Annotated in this window: 12 protein-coding genes, 2 tRNA genes and 2 pseudogenes; 8 read left to right on the top strand and 8 right to left on the bottom strand. The window is 40.8% G+C overall.

What is annotated here, in order from left to right:
- Window positions 1–225: 225 nt before the first annotated feature.
- Window positions 226–311, bottom strand: a tRNA-Leu gene (locus tag FTT98_RS15680).
- A 10-nt stretch (window positions 312–321) separates the two neighbouring features.
- Window positions 322–395 (bottom strand) — tRNA-Cys (locus FTT98_RS15675).
- Between the two features lie 152 nt (window positions 396–547).
- Here FTT98_RS15675 and folD point away from each other — a divergent pair.
- Window positions 548–1,396, top strand: a complete 849-nt coding sequence (gene folD / locus FTT98_RS15670; protein WP_078189885.1) for a bifunctional methylenetetrahydrofolate dehydrogenase/methenyltetrahydrofolate cyclohydrolase FolD — start codon at window positions 548–550, stop codon at window positions 1,394–1,396.
- A gap of 196 nt (window positions 1,397–1,592) precedes the next feature.
- Window positions 1,593–2,261 (top strand): methyltransferase, encoded by a 669-nt coding sequence (locus FTT98_RS15665; protein ID WP_180177539.1) that lies wholly within the window; start codon window positions 1,593–1,595, stop codon window positions 2,259–2,261.
- Between the two features lie 71 nt (window positions 2,262–2,332).
- On the opposite strand, the gene FTT98_RS15660 is transcribed toward FTT98_RS15665, so the two are convergent.
- The 3 genes and pseudogenes from FTT98_RS15660 to FTT98_RS15650 form a co-directional block, all read right to left on the bottom strand.
- Window positions 2,333–2,761 (bottom strand): hypothetical protein, encoded by a 429-nt coding sequence (locus FTT98_RS15660; RefSeq protein WP_180177540.1) that lies wholly within the window; start codon window positions 2,759–2,761, stop codon window positions 2,333–2,335.
- Between the two features lie 198 nt (window positions 2,762–2,959).
- Entirely contained in the window at window positions 2,960–4,279 is a 1,320-nt protein-coding gene (locus FTT98_RS15655) for an MFS transporter (RefSeq protein ID WP_078190125.1), read from the bottom strand.
- A gap of 287 nt (window positions 4,280–4,566) precedes the next feature.
- A pseudogene (locus tag FTT98_RS15650) lies at window positions 4,567–5,885 on the bottom strand (MFS transporter).
- Between the two features lie 342 nt (window positions 5,886–6,227).
- On the opposite strand from FTT98_RS15650, the gene glpD reads away from it, so the two are divergent.
- Entirely contained in the window at window positions 6,228–7,742 is a 1,515-nt protein-coding gene (glpD, locus tag FTT98_RS15645) for a glycerol-3-phosphate dehydrogenase (protein ID WP_180177538.1), read from the top strand.
- Window positions 7,743–7,860: 118 nt separating this feature from the next.
- Here the strand turns inward: glpD and FTT98_RS15640 are convergent, their stop codons facing one another.
- Entirely contained in the window at window positions 7,861–8,346 is a 486-nt protein-coding gene (locus FTT98_RS15640) for a hypothetical protein (RefSeq protein WP_180041669.1), read from the bottom strand.
- Window positions 8,347–8,796: 450 nt separating this feature from the next.
- A complete protein-coding gene (locus tag FTT98_RS15635) occupies window positions 8,797–10,626 on the bottom strand; it encodes a phosphoenolpyruvate carboxykinase (GTP) (RefSeq protein ID WP_180177537.1) in 1,830 nt (609 codons plus the stop codon).
- A 412-nt stretch (window positions 10,627–11,038) separates the two neighbouring features.
- Between FTT98_RS15635 and FTT98_RS15630 the strand changes: the two genes are divergently transcribed.
- The 4 genes from FTT98_RS15630 (at window position 11,039) to groL (ending at window position 14,925) form a co-directional block, all read left to right on the top strand.
- The gene (locus FTT98_RS15630) at window positions 11,039–11,977 is read left to right on the top strand and encodes a diacylglycerol kinase family protein (protein ID WP_180177536.1); all 939 of its coding nucleotides are present in this window, start codon (window positions 11,039–11,041) and stop codon (window positions 11,975–11,977) included.
- On the top strand, window positions 11,958–12,743 hold the full coding sequence (locus tag FTT98_RS15625) for a metallophosphoesterase (protein WP_180177535.1): 786 nt from the start codon (window positions 11,958–11,960) through the stop codon (window positions 12,741–12,743). Before FTT98_RS15630 ends, FTT98_RS15625 begins: the two co-directional genes overlap by 20 nt.
- Window positions 12,744–12,926: 183 nt before the next feature.
- A complete protein-coding gene (gene groES, locus FTT98_RS15620; RefSeq protein WP_078192966.1) occupies window positions 12,927–13,217 on the top strand; it encodes a co-chaperone GroES in 291 nt (96 codons plus the stop codon).
- Between the two features lie 73 nt (window positions 13,218–13,290).
- A complete protein-coding gene (gene groL, locus FTT98_RS15615) occupies window positions 13,291–14,925 on the top strand; it encodes a chaperonin GroEL (RefSeq protein ID WP_180177534.1) in 1,635 nt (544 codons plus the stop codon).
- A gap of 347 nt (window positions 14,926–15,272) precedes the next feature.
- Here groL and FTT98_RS15610 read toward each other — a convergent pair whose 3' ends face one another.
- Window positions 15,273–15,665 carry a hypothetical protein gene (locus FTT98_RS15610; protein ID WP_180177533.1) on the bottom strand — a complete coding sequence of 131 codons (393 nt, stop codon included), beginning with the start codon at window positions 15,663–15,665 and terminating at the stop codon, window positions 15,273–15,275.
- Window positions 15,666–15,812: 147 nt separating this feature from the next.
- On the opposite strand from FTT98_RS15610, the pseudogene FTT98_RS18280 reads away from it, so the two are divergent.
- Window positions 15,813–15,879, top strand: a pseudogene (locus FTT98_RS18280) (helix-turn-helix domain-containing protein); the annotation flags it as partial.

Below are 15,879 nucleotides of genomic sequence, written 5' to 3'. Positions count from 1 at the left end.
CATGAAATACGGTATTCTGATGTGACAAAACCTGAATCCTGGTCGTTAAAGTGTTTGTTTGCACTCATATTTTAACTGTTAGGACTCAGGTTTTTTTATTTAAAGCAAACTATGGGACAGCAGTGGCCGTAGCTCGCTTTTTTTTATTGTCTTACTAAACTTTAGGCATAAAAAAACCAGCTTATCGCTGGGTTCTTTATTACACCATCTTCAGTAGTAGAAGAATGGTGCCCGAGGCCAGACTCGAACTGGCACGCTTTGTGGGCGGGGGATTTTAAATCCCCTGTGTCTACCGATTTCACCACTCGGGCTTAACAAGATTGGAGGCGGAGGTCGGAATCGAACCGGCGTACACGGAGTTGCAGTCCGCTGCATGACCACTCTGCCACCCCGCCATGTCTTGTTGATGCGTATATTAGCAAGCTCTGAAAAAAAAACAATAGCAGATTCATCTGTATGAGCATAAAAGCAGCATACAAGGTAAAAAATTTAAAATAATCATGTATTATGTGCAAAATTGATTCATATCATCACTTGGAGAAGTGCCGTGGCATTAGTTTTAGATGGTCGTGCATTGGCGAAGAAAATTGAAGCTGACTTGTTGACTCGCGTAGAAGCGCTAAAAGAGAAAACTGGTCGTACCCCAATTCTTGCGACTATTTTGGTAGGTGACGATGGTGCATCTGCAACTTATGTACGTATGAAAGGGAATGCTTGCCGCCGTGTTGGTATGGATTCATTAAAAGTTGAGCTTCCTAAAGAAACCACAACTGAGCAATTGCTTGCTGAAATTGAAAAATTGAATGCAAATCCAGATGTTCACGGTATTTTGTTACAACACCCAGTACCTGCTCAAATTGATGAGCGTGCATGTTTCGATGCGATCTCTCTTGAAAAAGACGTAGATGGCGTGACTTGCTTAGGTTTTGGTCGTATGGCGATGGGTGAAGCTGCGTATGGTTCTGCGACTCCTGCAGGTATCATGACCATTCTAAAAGAAAACAACATTGAAATCGCAGGTAAACATGCGGTTGTTGTGGGTCGTTCTGCAATTTTGGGTAAACCAATGTCTGCGATGCTACTTGAAGCGAATGCAACAGTGACCACTTGCCACTCACGTACTCAAAACTTAGCTGACTTTGTTAAGCAAGCTGACATTATTGTGGGTGCGGTAGGTAAAGCTGAATTGATTCAAAAAGATTGGATCAAACCGGGTGCAGTGGTTGTTGATGCTGGCTTCCATCCACGTGATGGCGGCGGTGTAGGTGATATCCAATTGGTGGGTATTGAAGAAATTGCTTCTGCGTATACACCTGTTCCGGGTGGTGTAGGCCCAATGACCATTACAACGTTGATTCGTCAAACTGTTGAAGCTGCTGAAAAAGCTTTAGGTTAATGTTGTCGGTTTTTCCTTCTCCCTCTGGGAGGAGGCTAGGATGAGGGTGCTTTTTATAAATAATCCTCTCCCTAACCCTCTCTTGCGCTTCAATTTAAAAGCAGTGCTTTAAATTTTGCTCAGGAGAGGGAACTTCCGATCTTAATTTAGGCTTTTATGACACTAAAACTCTGCATATTCGAAAAATAAAATTCTAATGAGCTGTACTTTCCAATTTCACAAAGCCCCTGAACATTTACTGAAAGCGCTGCATGAAGTCATTCCGCATTGTGAATTACATGCACAACAGTTGCCTGAAACCCCGATTTCTTTATGGTTGATCCCACCGGTATTTCCAACCGATAAATTGGATGATGAAGTCATTCGTCGTATATGGAATGATACGCCGTATTGGATTTTTTGTTGGGCTTCAGGGCTTGCAATGGCGCAGTGGTTGTTGGCTGAACCCCATCATGTCAAAGATAAAGTGGTGTTGGACTTTGGTGCAGGTTCAGGTGTGGTGGCGATTGCAGCAAAAATGGCAGGGGCGAAACGCGTGATTTGCTGTGACATCGACCAAGTGAGCCTAGATGCCTGCCGTGCCAATGCAGAGTTGAATAATGTTGAACTCGAATATTTGGACGATCTGTATAAAGCCGAACGAGTCGATATTTTATTGGCTGCCGATGTACTATACGACCAATGCAACCGTTTCTTTTTGGATGAGTTTTTAAAGTTTGCTCCAGAAGTGTGGGTGGCAGATAGTCGTGTGAAAAACTTTAGTCATCCTAAATATGAAAAACTCGATGAACGAAGCGCGACGACATGGCCTGATTTGGATGAATCACCTGAGTTTCGAAATGTGAGTTTTTATAAAACCCTATAAATATTAAACCCATAAAAAAATAAGACGCTTAAAGCGTCTTATTTTTTGTCTTTTGAACATCATAATAGTTATTAAGAACAGGTATAGCGAACCACACGTAAGGTGGCAGGACGAGCATCGAGTGCATCACGTGCACCTAAGTTTTCGGAGTTACGAAGGTCTGGGGTATTTGACAGTCCAAAGTTCGCACGTGTATTACCAATTTGCCGGCCGTACTGGGTATTTTCCAAAGCAGGATTTGCAATTTCGTTCACGCTTAAGATTTGTAATTTATAGGTCTTTTGCGTATTTAATACTTTTTGGCAAGCACGTTGTAATTTATTGGCATCCAGTTGTTGGTTTTGGCGACCCGCTAAAGTATATGCAAGTGTTGCGCTATCTGCAGATTTGGACTCTATTTGAAAGCCCGTTTGACCATTAAAAGCACGTGGAGTGCTTTGGCAAGCAGCCATCGACATTGCAACAATACCCAAACTTAAAACTTTGTAAATATTATTCATCATTCATTCGCCGTGTGTATTTGTATGCTCAGTATGCCATAGTCCGTCTGTCGACTCGATGGCGAAAATCAAGAAAGCCAAAGAAGTTTGATTAACTCTTTGATGCAGCCGAAACGGTGAATAGATGGAAATGGAGATAAAAAAAGCTCATCAAAATAGGCTTTGATGAGCTTAAGTGGAATAGCAGGGCTGAGCGAATTAATCGTCAGTGATCATGCTATGTTTTTTGGTATCTTTCATGAAGACATAGGTAATTAAAGATAAACCAATCATGAATGTAATGTAGTAGAAGAAGTAGTTTTCATGGCCTGCATTTTTGAAGCTCAAAGCTACAAGTTCTGCGGTACCACCAAAGAGTGTATTTGCAATGGCATAAGGCAATGCAACACCTAGGGCACGGATGTGTGCAGGGAACAACTCTGCTTTTACTACGGCATTAATCGCAGTATAACCAGTTACAATCACCATACCGCTCATGCAAAGCATAAATGCAGTAGTTGGGCTAGTCGTAGAACCGATACCATTGAAAATAGGAATGGTAAACAGCACACCAAGTACACCAAAGGCGATCATAATTGGCTTACGACCAATTTTGTCTGAAAGCGCACCGACAGCAGGTTGTAATAGCATGAAGATGAAAATCGCAGCAGTGGTAATTTCAGTTGCTGTGGTTTTTTCAAAGCCCGACGTGTTGACCAAATATTTTTGCAAATAAGTGGTAAAGGTGTTGAACGCTAAAGTACCACCGGCAGTTAACATGATCACAGTGAAGGCTTGTTTAGGATATTTGGTAAATAACGCTAAAGCACCTGATTTTGGACCACCATTTTTAGCCTGTTCTTGGGCTTCTTTAGAGGATTGAGTTTCAACTAAACCGCGACGAATCCAGAACACCACAATAGCGAGCAACGCACCGATGAAGAACGGAACACGCCAGCCCCATTCAGTTAAAGCTTGTTCTGAGAAATTGCGTTGTAGGATAATTAAAACGCAAAGAGCCAATAGTTGACCTGAAATCAGTGTGACATATTGGAAACTTGAGAAGAAACCACGGTGGTTTTTACCTGCCATTTCAGTCAAATAGGTAGCACTAGAGCCATATTCACCGCCGACACTTAAGCCTTGGAGTAAACGCGCTAAAAGTAGAATAGCGGGTGCGAGCATGCCTACAGAATCATAGGTTGGCGCACATGCGATCATCAGTGAGCCGACACACATCAACGATACAGACAGCGTCAAACCTGCTTTACGACCTTTACGGTCCGCATAAATACCCATGACCCATGCGCCGATTGGACGCATTAAGAAACCGAGTGCAAAGACTGCAGCTGCTTGTAAGAGTTTTACAGTATTGTCACCGTCAGGGAAAAATTGCGGTGCAAAGTAAAGGGTAAAGGCAGCGTAGACATACCAGTCGTACCATTCAACGAGGTTGCCGGCAGATCCGCCGAGGATAGATTTGACACGAGTTTTTCTATCCAATTGTTCAGGAACAACTGGCTCAGATGAGTTTGACACATCATTCTCCAAGGAATGAATGCAAAACATATCCATTTAAACTCTTTGGGAAAAGTTTAAATCAATATATTTTGTCGAAATGGGAGATGGAACTATATTTATTTAATTTATACTCCTGTTGTCGCAGAAAATCATGCGACTTTAGTCTATAAAATGCGATTTTTTTGATCAGATAGATTTTTCACGACTAAATGAAAACAACAAAGCCTCATAGATTGAGGCTTTGATGGGGGAAATACGTTGTTTTTGATCAGCTTGATCAATAAGTCATCATCAAATGCCCCTGATCAATGCTCCTGAATTTTGGAATGGTGTTTGGTGTCTTTCATAAAGACGTAGACCAATAACGAAATAAAAATCATGATGGTCACATAGATAAAGAACCATGACTCGTGACCAGCTTCTTTAAAACTCAGCGCGAAGAATTCTGCCGTACCACCAAAGATGGTATTTGCAAGAGCATAAGGCAGTGCAACACCCAATGCGCGAATATGCGCAGGGAACATTTCTGCTTTTACAACCGCATTGATCGAGGTGTATCCCGTGACAATCACTAGACCTGCGAGACAGAGCCAAAATGCAGTCCAATAATCTTGAGTTTGTCCTAATGCACTAAATAGAACATAGGTGAACAGCACCCCTAAGATCCCAAAAGCGATCATTAAAGGCTTACGACCAATTTTATCGGATAGACCACCTGCTAGTGGTTGTAAGCACATAAAAATAAACAGTGCTAAAGTGGTGATTTGCGTGGCCTCAGGTTTACTAAAGCCAGAGGTATTGACCAGATATTTTTGCAAATAGGTGGTGTAGGTATAAAAAGCCAATGTACCCCCAGCTGTTAAAAATAACACCGTGAATGCTTCTTTCGGATAATGCTTAAATAGAGAAAATAAGCCTGATTCAGGCTGGTCCTTTTGCTCTTGTGCATTTTTGAAGGACTGGGTTTCTAGTAGGCCACGTCGAATACGGAAAACCACTACCGCTAAACACGCACCGATAAAGAACGGAATACGCCAGCCCCAATCATGCAATTGTTCTTCTGTCAGCAACCATTGCAAAATAAGTAGTACGCACAGTGCAGTCAACTGACCTGCAATCAGTGTCACATATTGAAAGCTTGAAAAAAACCACGACGGTCACGGTCAGCCATTTCACTGAGGTAGGTCGCACTAGCGCCATATTCACCGCCGACACTTAAACCTTGAATTAGTCGTGCAACCACAAGAATAATCGGCGCCAAAATACCAATTTGGTCATGCGTTGGAGAAATGGCAATCATCAATGAGCCGATACACATGAGTGTGACGGAGAGGGTTAAACCTGACTTTCGACCTTTTTTGTCTGAATAGATCCCCATAATCCATGCACCAATGGGTCGCATGAGGAAACCGACTGCAAAGATGGCCGCAGCTTGGAGAAGCTGTGCAGTCTGGCTACCTTGAGGGAAAAAAGCATGGGCGAAATAGAGGGTGAATGCTGCATAGACATACCAATCGTACCATTCAACAAGATTACCGGCTGAACCACCGAGAATGGATTTCACTCGGGTCTTTGTATCTAAATTTGATTGAGTAACAATTTCTTCCGTCATTTTAAAATCCATCTTTTTTTATTATGTGAAAATATCTTATGCGTATCGAAAAGCATGAAATGTAAACTAAAAAAGAGGTTTTGTTTAAAAAGTGTACAAATCAACAACTTGTCATGAATTTTGCTTTGAATAATGGTTTGGGCCTTAAAATGATTGATTTCATACTTGAGCCAGCAGGCTTTTAAACGTACATTTAAAATATAACTTCTCATTTAATGAGGAATACAAAAACTCAGCGTAAGGATATCGTGACCAAAATAGGTATCTTGATCAAAAAATCATGATCAATGAGAAAAATAATAAAGCAAAGAAAACGAAGCATTGTTGAATAAAAAGATAGAGTGGGAGGGAGCGATGAATACAGAACAACAATCAATATATGACATGGTGGTCATTGGTGGTGGAATTAATGGTGTTGGTATTGCCTGTGATGCTGCGGGGCGGGGTTTAAGTGTTTTGCTCTGTGAAAAAGACGATCTCGCGAGCCATACTTCATCTGCAAGTAGCAAATTAATTCATGGTGGTCTGCGCTATTTAGAACATAAAGAATTTCGTTTGGTACGTGAAGCACTCGCAGAACGCGAAGTTCTCCTTAAAAAAGCCCCTCATATTATTCGACCGATGCGTTTTATCATGCCACATGAACCGCACTTACGTCCGGCTTGGCTGATTCGTACTGGATTATTCTTTTATGATTATTTGGGTAAGCGAGAACAGCTTGCAGGCTCAAATGGTATTGAATTTGACTTGGAAAATAGTCCTTTAGCATCCAAATTTACCCGAGGGTTCGAATATTCCGATTGTGCAGTGGATGACGCACGCTTGGTTGTACTCAATGCGATACAAGCACGCGAATATGGTGCACAGATTCTGACTCGAACAGAATGTTTAAATGCATATAGTAAGGGAGGTATTTGGCAGGTATGTTTAAAAAATGCTAAGGGTTTGCAAAATGTGCAGGCTAAAGTATTGGTGAATGCGGCAGGTCCTTGGGTTGCTGACTTTATAAAACAGGGGTTAAAGCAAGAGTCACCTTATGGTATACGGCTGATACAAGGTAGCCATATCATTGTTCCAAAGCTCTTTGAGGGTGATAAAGCTTTTATTATGCAAAATGATGACCATCGCATTGTTTTTGCGATCCCATATTTAGAACAATATACCTTGATCGGCACGACAGATCGTGAATATCACGCAGACCCAAATCGAGTAAAGATAAGCCAAGAAGAAATTGATTACTTACTTGATGTGTCAAATGATCACTTTAAAACTCAATTGACGCAAACGGACATCATTTCAACTTATTCAGGTGTGCGTCCGCTGTGTGATGATGAGTCAGATAATCCATCAGCCATTACCCGTGACTATACTTTGGCTTTGTCCAAAGGTGAGGTGGGGCAGGCCCCATTACTTTCCGTATTTGGTGGAAAATTAACAACATATCGTAAATTGGCTGAATCTGCCATGCAACAGCTCAAGGCATTTTTTCCTGAGATGCGGGGAAGCTGGACTGCAACGGAAGCTTTGCCAGGTGGTGAAAATATGGAATCTGTAGAGCAGCTGATGCAGGAAATCCGTGCTCAAATCACGGATGCTCCAGAAGCACTGGCAAAACGCTGGGCATCTGCCTATGGTTCACGGATCTGGAATATATTGGGCGAGGCAACATCGGTTGACCAACTCGGAAAACATTTTGGTCAGGGTCTGTATGCTGAAGAAGTGGATTATTTATGTCGCTTTGAATGGGTAACAACTAGCGAAGATATTCTTTGGAGACGTTCCAAATTGGGCTTGAGTTTTACACAAATTGAAATGAATCAATTAGATGCTTATTTAGTATCTAAACAGCAAGAGCCGCATGCCGCTTAAAAAATTGTATAGCAGTACTGTCTTTAAAGAGCCTTTTATCTAACGTTGGAGTTAAGGGCGCGTTTTCGGCGCATGCCGAAAACGTCGACCCTTGAACGAGTTGTTAGGTGAGTGGCCATTACCGCAGAAGGCTCGATATCCTATCTGAGGAAAATACGCTCATCTCTTTTACATCTTTAACTGTAAGGCTGGCTTGGGCATTAAGCTGGCGTGGCATCATTTCTTTTAGACTAACTATTACTTTCGCAGCCTCTTTATCTAGATTGAGCTTACTTATGAGGCGTGATGTTGGAACGCAAACCACATCAGATATATGTGATTTATCTTTATCTGGAACTAAGAATAATGTGACAGATGTATCTACATTGAGGTGTGGGTGATCTAGAAGTATTTCACTGTAGCGAACGATATCAATCCAGATGGATGTGCCTTTCTTGAGCTCTATTGAGTAATTATTCCAAGATGCATCGGCATAGCGGCCCATTTCGCATTTGAAGCCAAGACCTTTGCATGCATCTGATTCATAGCTGCTTTTCTTCGCGACCCATGAGCCTTCGAGATTTCCCACGACAGAATCAATGTGTGCTCTGAGATCAAGGTACATTCCGCTCACCTAACTACTCTTATGCGGCAGAGGTGACACATAAGATGCTAAAATTTGCTGCATAAGACGCCTATTTAATGAAGTATTAAACACAATAATATTGATTTATTTGAACTAAAAGCTATCATTAAATCATAAAAATAACAAGGATAATAAAATACTAGTTCATTAGCCTAAATTATTTGATTTAGTTAGGCAGCATATCCGTTATAAGCATATTAGTTATAGGGTTGGGTGGGTCTGTTATTTAAGATATCTCTAGCCGTTGTGAAACCAAGGTTTTCGATTTTCGACGTGTCACTACGTTGATGGTTTGTGGCGTTTCTTTGGTTGGAGTGTTTAATTTTGCACCAAAATTGTTTTAGTAACTACTTATAAATGTGTTGCGCATCGTTACTTGATCAGCCAAATAAAAAGGCCACCGAAGTGACCTTTTCATATCAATTATGATTAAGCAGATTTAACCGCGTTTAATAATTCAGCCTGACGATCTTTAAGGGCTTGAGGTAGGCGATCACCAAGTTTGGTAAATAACTCAGTATGGCTTTCAAGTTCCTTGATCCATTGGTCTTTGTCCTGAGTGGTTACTGTATCGAATTGCTCTTTAGAGAAATCGATACCTTTCCAGTTTAACTGCTCATAGGTAGGAACCAGACCGATTGGTGTTTCAGTCGCTTCTGCACGACCTTCGCAACGGTCAATAATCCACTCAAGCACACGCATGTTCTGACCGAAACCAGGCCATACGAAATTGCCTTCAGCATCACGACGGAACCAGTTTACATTGAAGATTTTTGGTAATGTGTTACCAGCAGCTTCTGCTTTAGCGCCAACTTCTTGACCAAGTTGTAACCAGTGGCCAAAGTAGTCAGCCATGTTGTAACCAGCAAATGGTAGCATGGCAAATGGGTCACGGCGAACAATACCTTGTTGACCAACAGCAGCAGCAGTTGTTTCTGAACCCATTGTTGCAGCTTTATAAACGCCATCAACCCAGTCAAAAGCTTCAGATACTAAAGGTACAGTATCGGCACGACGACCACCGAAGATGAACGCAGAAATTGGAACACCTGCTGGATTTTCCCAGTCAGCATCAATAGAAGGACATTGACCCGCTGAAACAGTGAAACGAGCATTTGGATGCGCAGCTTTTTCACCAGCAACGTGTGGCTGACCTTTCCAGTTAGTCAAGTTAGCAGGCGCTTCTTTAGTCAGACCTTCCCACCATACTTCACCTTCGTCAGTTACAGCAACGTTGGTATAGATTACGTCTTTATGAAGAGTCGCCATACAGTTCGGGTTAGTCTTGGTATTTGTACCAGGTGCTACACCGAAGAAACCAGCTTCAGGGTTGATTGCATATAAACGACCATCTTCACCTGGTTTGATCCAAGCAATATCATCACCTACAGTTTCAATTTTCCAACCTTCGTAACCCGCTGGTGGAATCAACATCGCGAAGTTTGTTTTACCACACGCAGAAGGGAATGCAGCTGCGATGTAGTGTTTTTCGCCTTGTGGGTTTGTCACGCCAAGGATGAGCATGTGTTCAGCTAACCAACCTTGTTGACGACCCATAGAAGATGCAATACGTAAAGCTAGGCATTTTTTACCCAACAATGCGTTACCGCCGTAACCAGAACCGTAAGACCAGATTTCACGAGTTTCTGGGTAATGAACGATGTATTTTTCAGGGTTGCAAGGCCAAGCAACGTCTTTTTGACCTTCTTCAAGCGGAGCACCAACAGTGTGTACGCAAGGAATGAAGTCACCGTCAGTACCAAGTACGTCATAAACAGCTTTACCCATACGAGCCATTTTAGACATGCTTACAGCAACGTAAGGAGAATCAGTAAGTTCGATACCGATGTGAGCAATATGAGAACCTAAAGGACCCATAGAGAAAGGAACAACGTACAAAGTACGGCCTTTCATTGAACCGTCAAATAAACCATTCAGACGAGCACGCATTTCAGCTGGAGCTTCCCAGTTGTTTGTTGCGCCTGCATCTTCTTGTTTTTCAGAACAGATGTAAGTACGACCTTCAACACGAGCAACGTCAGAAGGATCAGAATTAGCAAGGTAAGAACCAGGATGTTTTTCTTGGTTAAGTTCTTGCATAGTGCCGTTAGCGATCATCAAGTCGATATAACGTTGATATTCTTCTGCGCTACCGTCACACCATTCGATTTTTGCTGGTTTGGTTAATTTGGCAATTTCTTCCACCCAAGCAATTAGCTTAGGGTGACGAACGAATTCTGGTGCGTTCACTTGGGTCATGGTGAGGCCTATCTCAAAAATGTACTAACCGTACAAAGTATAATCTGCATCATGGGTTACATCATGCAGATAAAAGATGAAAAAAAGTGGCTGTATTAAAGCATAAAATCATAAAAAAAATAAGACTAAAGAAGTGGTAGATTTTTTTTGGTAGTTAATGCTATTTATATTAAATATAGATAAAATACAATAACTTAACATATTTTGTGGTGAATTTTCACTTTATTTATTAACGTGATGGACAATATTTTATATATTTATTTTTAATAAAAACAAAAAGTTGCATGTATTTGATATTTGAGAATTATTATTGATTAAATAAATGGTGGTAATTCGATTTTTACATAAAGGCGCTATTATTTGCTGTTAAATTCGACAAAATACAAAACTAAGCGGCCAAGATGTATAAAAAGTGATTAAACAAGCCAAGCCTTTATCTATTATTTATAATAAAAAATCAGGATTTCATGCTGCAAACAAAGATGAAGTCTACGAGGAACTTGTGCGGATATTATCCGATCATGATTTCGAAATACAGTCTTTTGAGCTTGGGCAGGAAGCGAGTTTTGATACTTTAATGAGCAAGGTATTTGCACGCCATAAAGACCCTGATAATTTGGGTGTTGTGGTTGCTGCAGGTGGTGATGGAACCTTAAATGCTGTTGCTCATCAGTTGATGCATACCGATATTCCTATGGGGGTCTTACCTTTGGGCACATTTAACTATGTGGCGCGGGTACTCAATATTCCTCTCGATTTAATTCAAGCGGCACAGGTGATTGCGACAGGCAATAATCGACAGGTGCACGTGGCGCAAATCAATGAACATATCTATTTAAACAATGCCAGTTTGGGCTTGTATCCTTTATTTATACAAAAAAGAGAATTTTATAATCAGAAGTTTGGGCGTTTCCCATTGCATGCTTATACCTCAGGTTTGGATGTGCTGATTCGAGATCGTAAAGAGCTGAAATTGGAAATCGAAGTGGATCATCATATTTATCCAGTCAAAACGCCCTTGATTTTTTTTGGCAATAATCAATTGCAATTGGCCGATTTAAACTTGCAAATCGCTAAAGATGCAGAGGCAGGTAAAGTTGCAGGTGTGGTTGTCGCAAAAAGTGATAAGAAAACGTTATTTAAAATTTTATGGCAATTGATCCGTGGCAATATCGACAATGCACCAGATGTGTATAGTTTTGCCGCTGATGAAGTCACCATACATACCCAACGAAAAAAAATGACCGTTGCTGTGGATGGTGAGATTGTAGAAATGAAACCGCCGCTTAAAATTCGAGTGCAAAAACAAGCCTTAAAGATACGGGTGCCACATGATACTGCATCTGTCTGATCTGCATTTCGGCACTGAAAAGCCAGAGTGTATGCGCGCTATTCAGCAATTTTGTCGTGAACAGCGTATCGAGGCCGTGGTTGCCAGTGGAGACTTAACCCAACGTGCGCGTTATCGTCAGTTTTATGCATGTAAGCAATTTTTAGAAAGCTTAAAGCTGCCTTATATCGTTGTGCCGGGGAATCATGATATTCCGCTATATCATTTATGGAACCGTGTTTTTAGCCCTTTTGCACGTTATCAACTATTTTTTGGTGCCATGGAAAATGTACTGGAAACCGAGCATTTTTATTTAATTGGGATCAATAGTATTCGCCGTCGTTACCATACGCGTGGGCATGTATCGCTGGAGCAAATACATCATGTCGAGGAATTACTTAAACATGCGCCGCCCAATAAAGTGAAATTAATCATAGCGCATCAACCTTTTTATACGCCGCCCAATGACCCGCATGGTGTGAAAGATTGTCCTGTTCAAGGGCGTTTGGCACTCGAACAGTGGAGTCAACACGGTTTAAATGGTTTATTGCATGGACATTTACATGTTCCAGCCAGCTATGACCTCAATCAGATTTATACTTTAGGTGCTGCGCATCCAGTTTGGGATATTCATGCTGGAACTGCAACGTCATATCGCCTACACGAGAACCTTGCCAACAGTTTTAATGTCATTGATGAGCAGATGAATGTGCAGCATTATTTTTATCATTCAAAGTTAAAAATATTCGAAGAAAATCTTAGTACTCATATTTTGGATGAGCTTTAATCCTTTAAATTTAAATTTTGAAGAAAAAAAATACAAAAAAATGAAAAAAATTAAATTTTGCCCTTGAAGGGTTTTTTTCCATCCCCACAAAAGTGTCATCTAAATTATTTTTTGTCGATGGCTTATGGAAATCAAAATGTCATCGTCTTTTATCTAGTAAATAGACTTAGTCTGGAGTTAACTATGAGCAATATTCGTCCTTTGCATGACAACGTTGTGATTCGCCGTGTTGAAAAGGAAACTAAAACTGCTGGTGGTCTTATTTTAAGTACTTCAGCAGCTGAACAACCTGCTCAAGGCGAAGTAATCGCTGTAGGTAATGGCAAAGTAACTGACAATGGCGTACGTGCATTAGACGTTAAAGTTGGTGACAACGTATTGTTTGGCACTTATGCCGGTACAAAAGTAAAAGTAGCAGGCGAAGAGCTTCTTATTATGAAAGAGTCTGACATCTTAGCGGTACTTGAAGCTTAAGTTTCGTACACACATTTAGACCCTTTTATTCATCATAAATTGTTAAAAATTTTAAAAAGATTCGGAGTTAGACATGTCAGCTAAAGACGTAAAATTTGGTGATTCAGCGCGTTCAAAAATGATCGCGGGTGTAAATGTACTTGCAGATGCTGTAAAAGTGACTTTAGGTCCTAAAGGCCGTAACGTTGTCATCGACCGTTCTTTCGGTGCGCCGCACATCACTAAAGATGGTGTTTCTGTTGCTAAAGAAATCACGTTAAAAGATAAGTTTGAAAACATGGGCGCTCAGCTAGTTCGTGAAGTGTCTTCAAAAACCAACGATATTGCGGGTGACGGTACAACAACTGCAACTGTTCTTGCACAAGCAATCCTTAATGAAGGGATTAAATCAGTAACTGCGGGTATGAACCCAATGGATCTTAAACGCGGTATCGACATCGCGGTTAAAGCTGTAGTTGCTGAAATTAAAGCGACTGCAAAACCTGCATCTGACTCTAAAGCCATTGAACAAGTAGGTTCTATTTCTGCGAACTCTGACACCACTGTTGGTAAACTTATTGCTCAAGCAATGGAAAAAGTCGGTAAAGAAGGTGTAATTACTGTTGAAGAAGGTTCAGGCTTTGAAGATTCTCTAGATGTTGTAGAGGGTATGCAGTTTGACCGTGGTTACATCAGCCCTTACTTTGCAAACAAACAAGATACACTAACAGCTGAACTTGAAAACCCATACATTCTTCTTGTTGATAAAAAAATCAGCAACATTCGTGAATTAATCACAGTGCTAGAAGCGGTTGCAAAAACAGGTAAGCCTCTTCTGATCATCGCTGAAGATGTTGAAGGCGAAGCGCTGGCAACGCTTGTTGTGAACAACATGCGTGGCATCATCAAAGTATGTGCGGTGAAAGCGCCTGGTTTTGGTGATCGTCGTAAAGCAATGCTTCAAGATATTGCAATCTTGACAGGCGGTACGGTTATTTCTGAAGAAATTGGTATGTCTTTGGAGCAAACATCACTAGAGCATTTGGGTAGCGCGCACAAAGTTACAGTCTCTAAAGAAAACACCGTGATTGTGGATGGTGCTGGTGATGCAAATCAGATTTCTGAGCGTGTTCAGCAAATCCGTGCGCAAATCGAAGAATCTACTTCTGAATATGACAAAGAAAAACTTCAAGAACGTGTTGCTAAATTAGCAGGCGGTGTAGCAGTCATCAAAATTGGTGCTGCAACTGAAGTTGAAATGAAAGAGAAGAAAGACCGTGTGGATGATGCGCTTCACGCAACTCGCGCTGCGGTTGAAGAAGGTGTTGTTGCAGGTGGTGGTGTTGCACTGGTGCGTGCTGCATCTGCACTTGATGGTCTGACTGGTGCTAACGATGACCAAAACGTAGGTATCAACATTTTACGCCGTGCGATTGAAGCGCCACTTCGTCAAATCGTAGCCAATGCTGGTGATGAGCCATCTGTAGTAATCAATGCTGTGAAGAACGGTGAAGGTAACTATGGTTATAATGCTGCGACTGGTGAATATGGCGACATGCTGGAAATGGGTATTCTTGACCCTGCAAAAGTAACTCGTTCTGCACTTGAGCATGCAGCGTCTGTTGCTGGCTTGATGTTAACCACAGAATGTATGATTACTGAAATTCCAGAAGACAAGCCAGCAATGCCAGATATGGGTGGCATGGGTGGTATGGGCGGTATGATGTAATCTCATCATCGTTTTTAACAAAAAAATCCCTGCATTTGCAGGGATTTTAGATTTTTAGAGGTTGTAGTAGATAAGCAAATGATTAGAGGCTGTTGGTATTTCACAGATGCTGGCAACAGGAGCTTTTTTAGACAATATTAAAGCATAATTGAAATATCAATAGACCTTAAATTGATTTCTATCTTATATCCTAAAAACTGGAAATTGAAATTCAGAAAATATATTATTGAAGTAATTACATATTTAGATTAAATAAAATTGGCTTTGTTGCATAAATACATAACCAACTGATTTTGTTCATTTAATTTTTAGGTTGAAATTCATACAAACCTATTTAAATCAGAAGCTTACAAAATCTTTATGCAACAAAGCCTCAATAAAGCATCAATCAACTCTTGAACAAGTAATTGTTGTTTGGGCGAGAGCTTTTCAAATTTCTTGGATATTCCCTCTGATGGTATGGAAAATAATGTTTCGGATTGTGATTCGGTGGGTTGTTCACCAAAACGTAACCATTGGGTGGAAACATTAAGCCAAGCAGCTAAAATTTGTAATTTATCTTGTGTTGGGATAGCGATACTCATAAGCCAATTATTTGCAGCTTGGACACTGATAGGATTTCCGCTATAGCGTAGATTAAATTCTTTTGCTAATACTGTTGGACTGTCTGGGAGTTGATGAGCATTTGGTTGTTGCTTTAAATGAGTCCCAAAAGCTTTTTTTTCACTTGAGTTTTGCATATGCTGGTTTAGTTGATCAGTATTGATAATTATAGTCTTTTTGCTGAATTTGAGACGGTTTTTTTATATATGTTTTGTAAAATTTGATAAGTTGACAAAAATAACTAATCATGCGAAAAAGTTTTTTTAGTTAACAGATGTTCACACATGCCTCGAATTGTTTCTGTACCACTTAGTTTAGAACAGCGAGAACGACTCATTTTTCTGGCCAAGC

This window comes from Acinetobacter sp. YH12039 (genome assembly GCF_013420015.1).
Lineage (GTDB): Bacteria > Pseudomonadota > Gammaproteobacteria > Pseudomonadales > Moraxellaceae > Acinetobacter > Acinetobacter amyesii.
The sequence above is the reverse complement of the archived record's forward strand: the minus strand, read 5'-3'. Positions and strand labels throughout refer to the sequence as shown.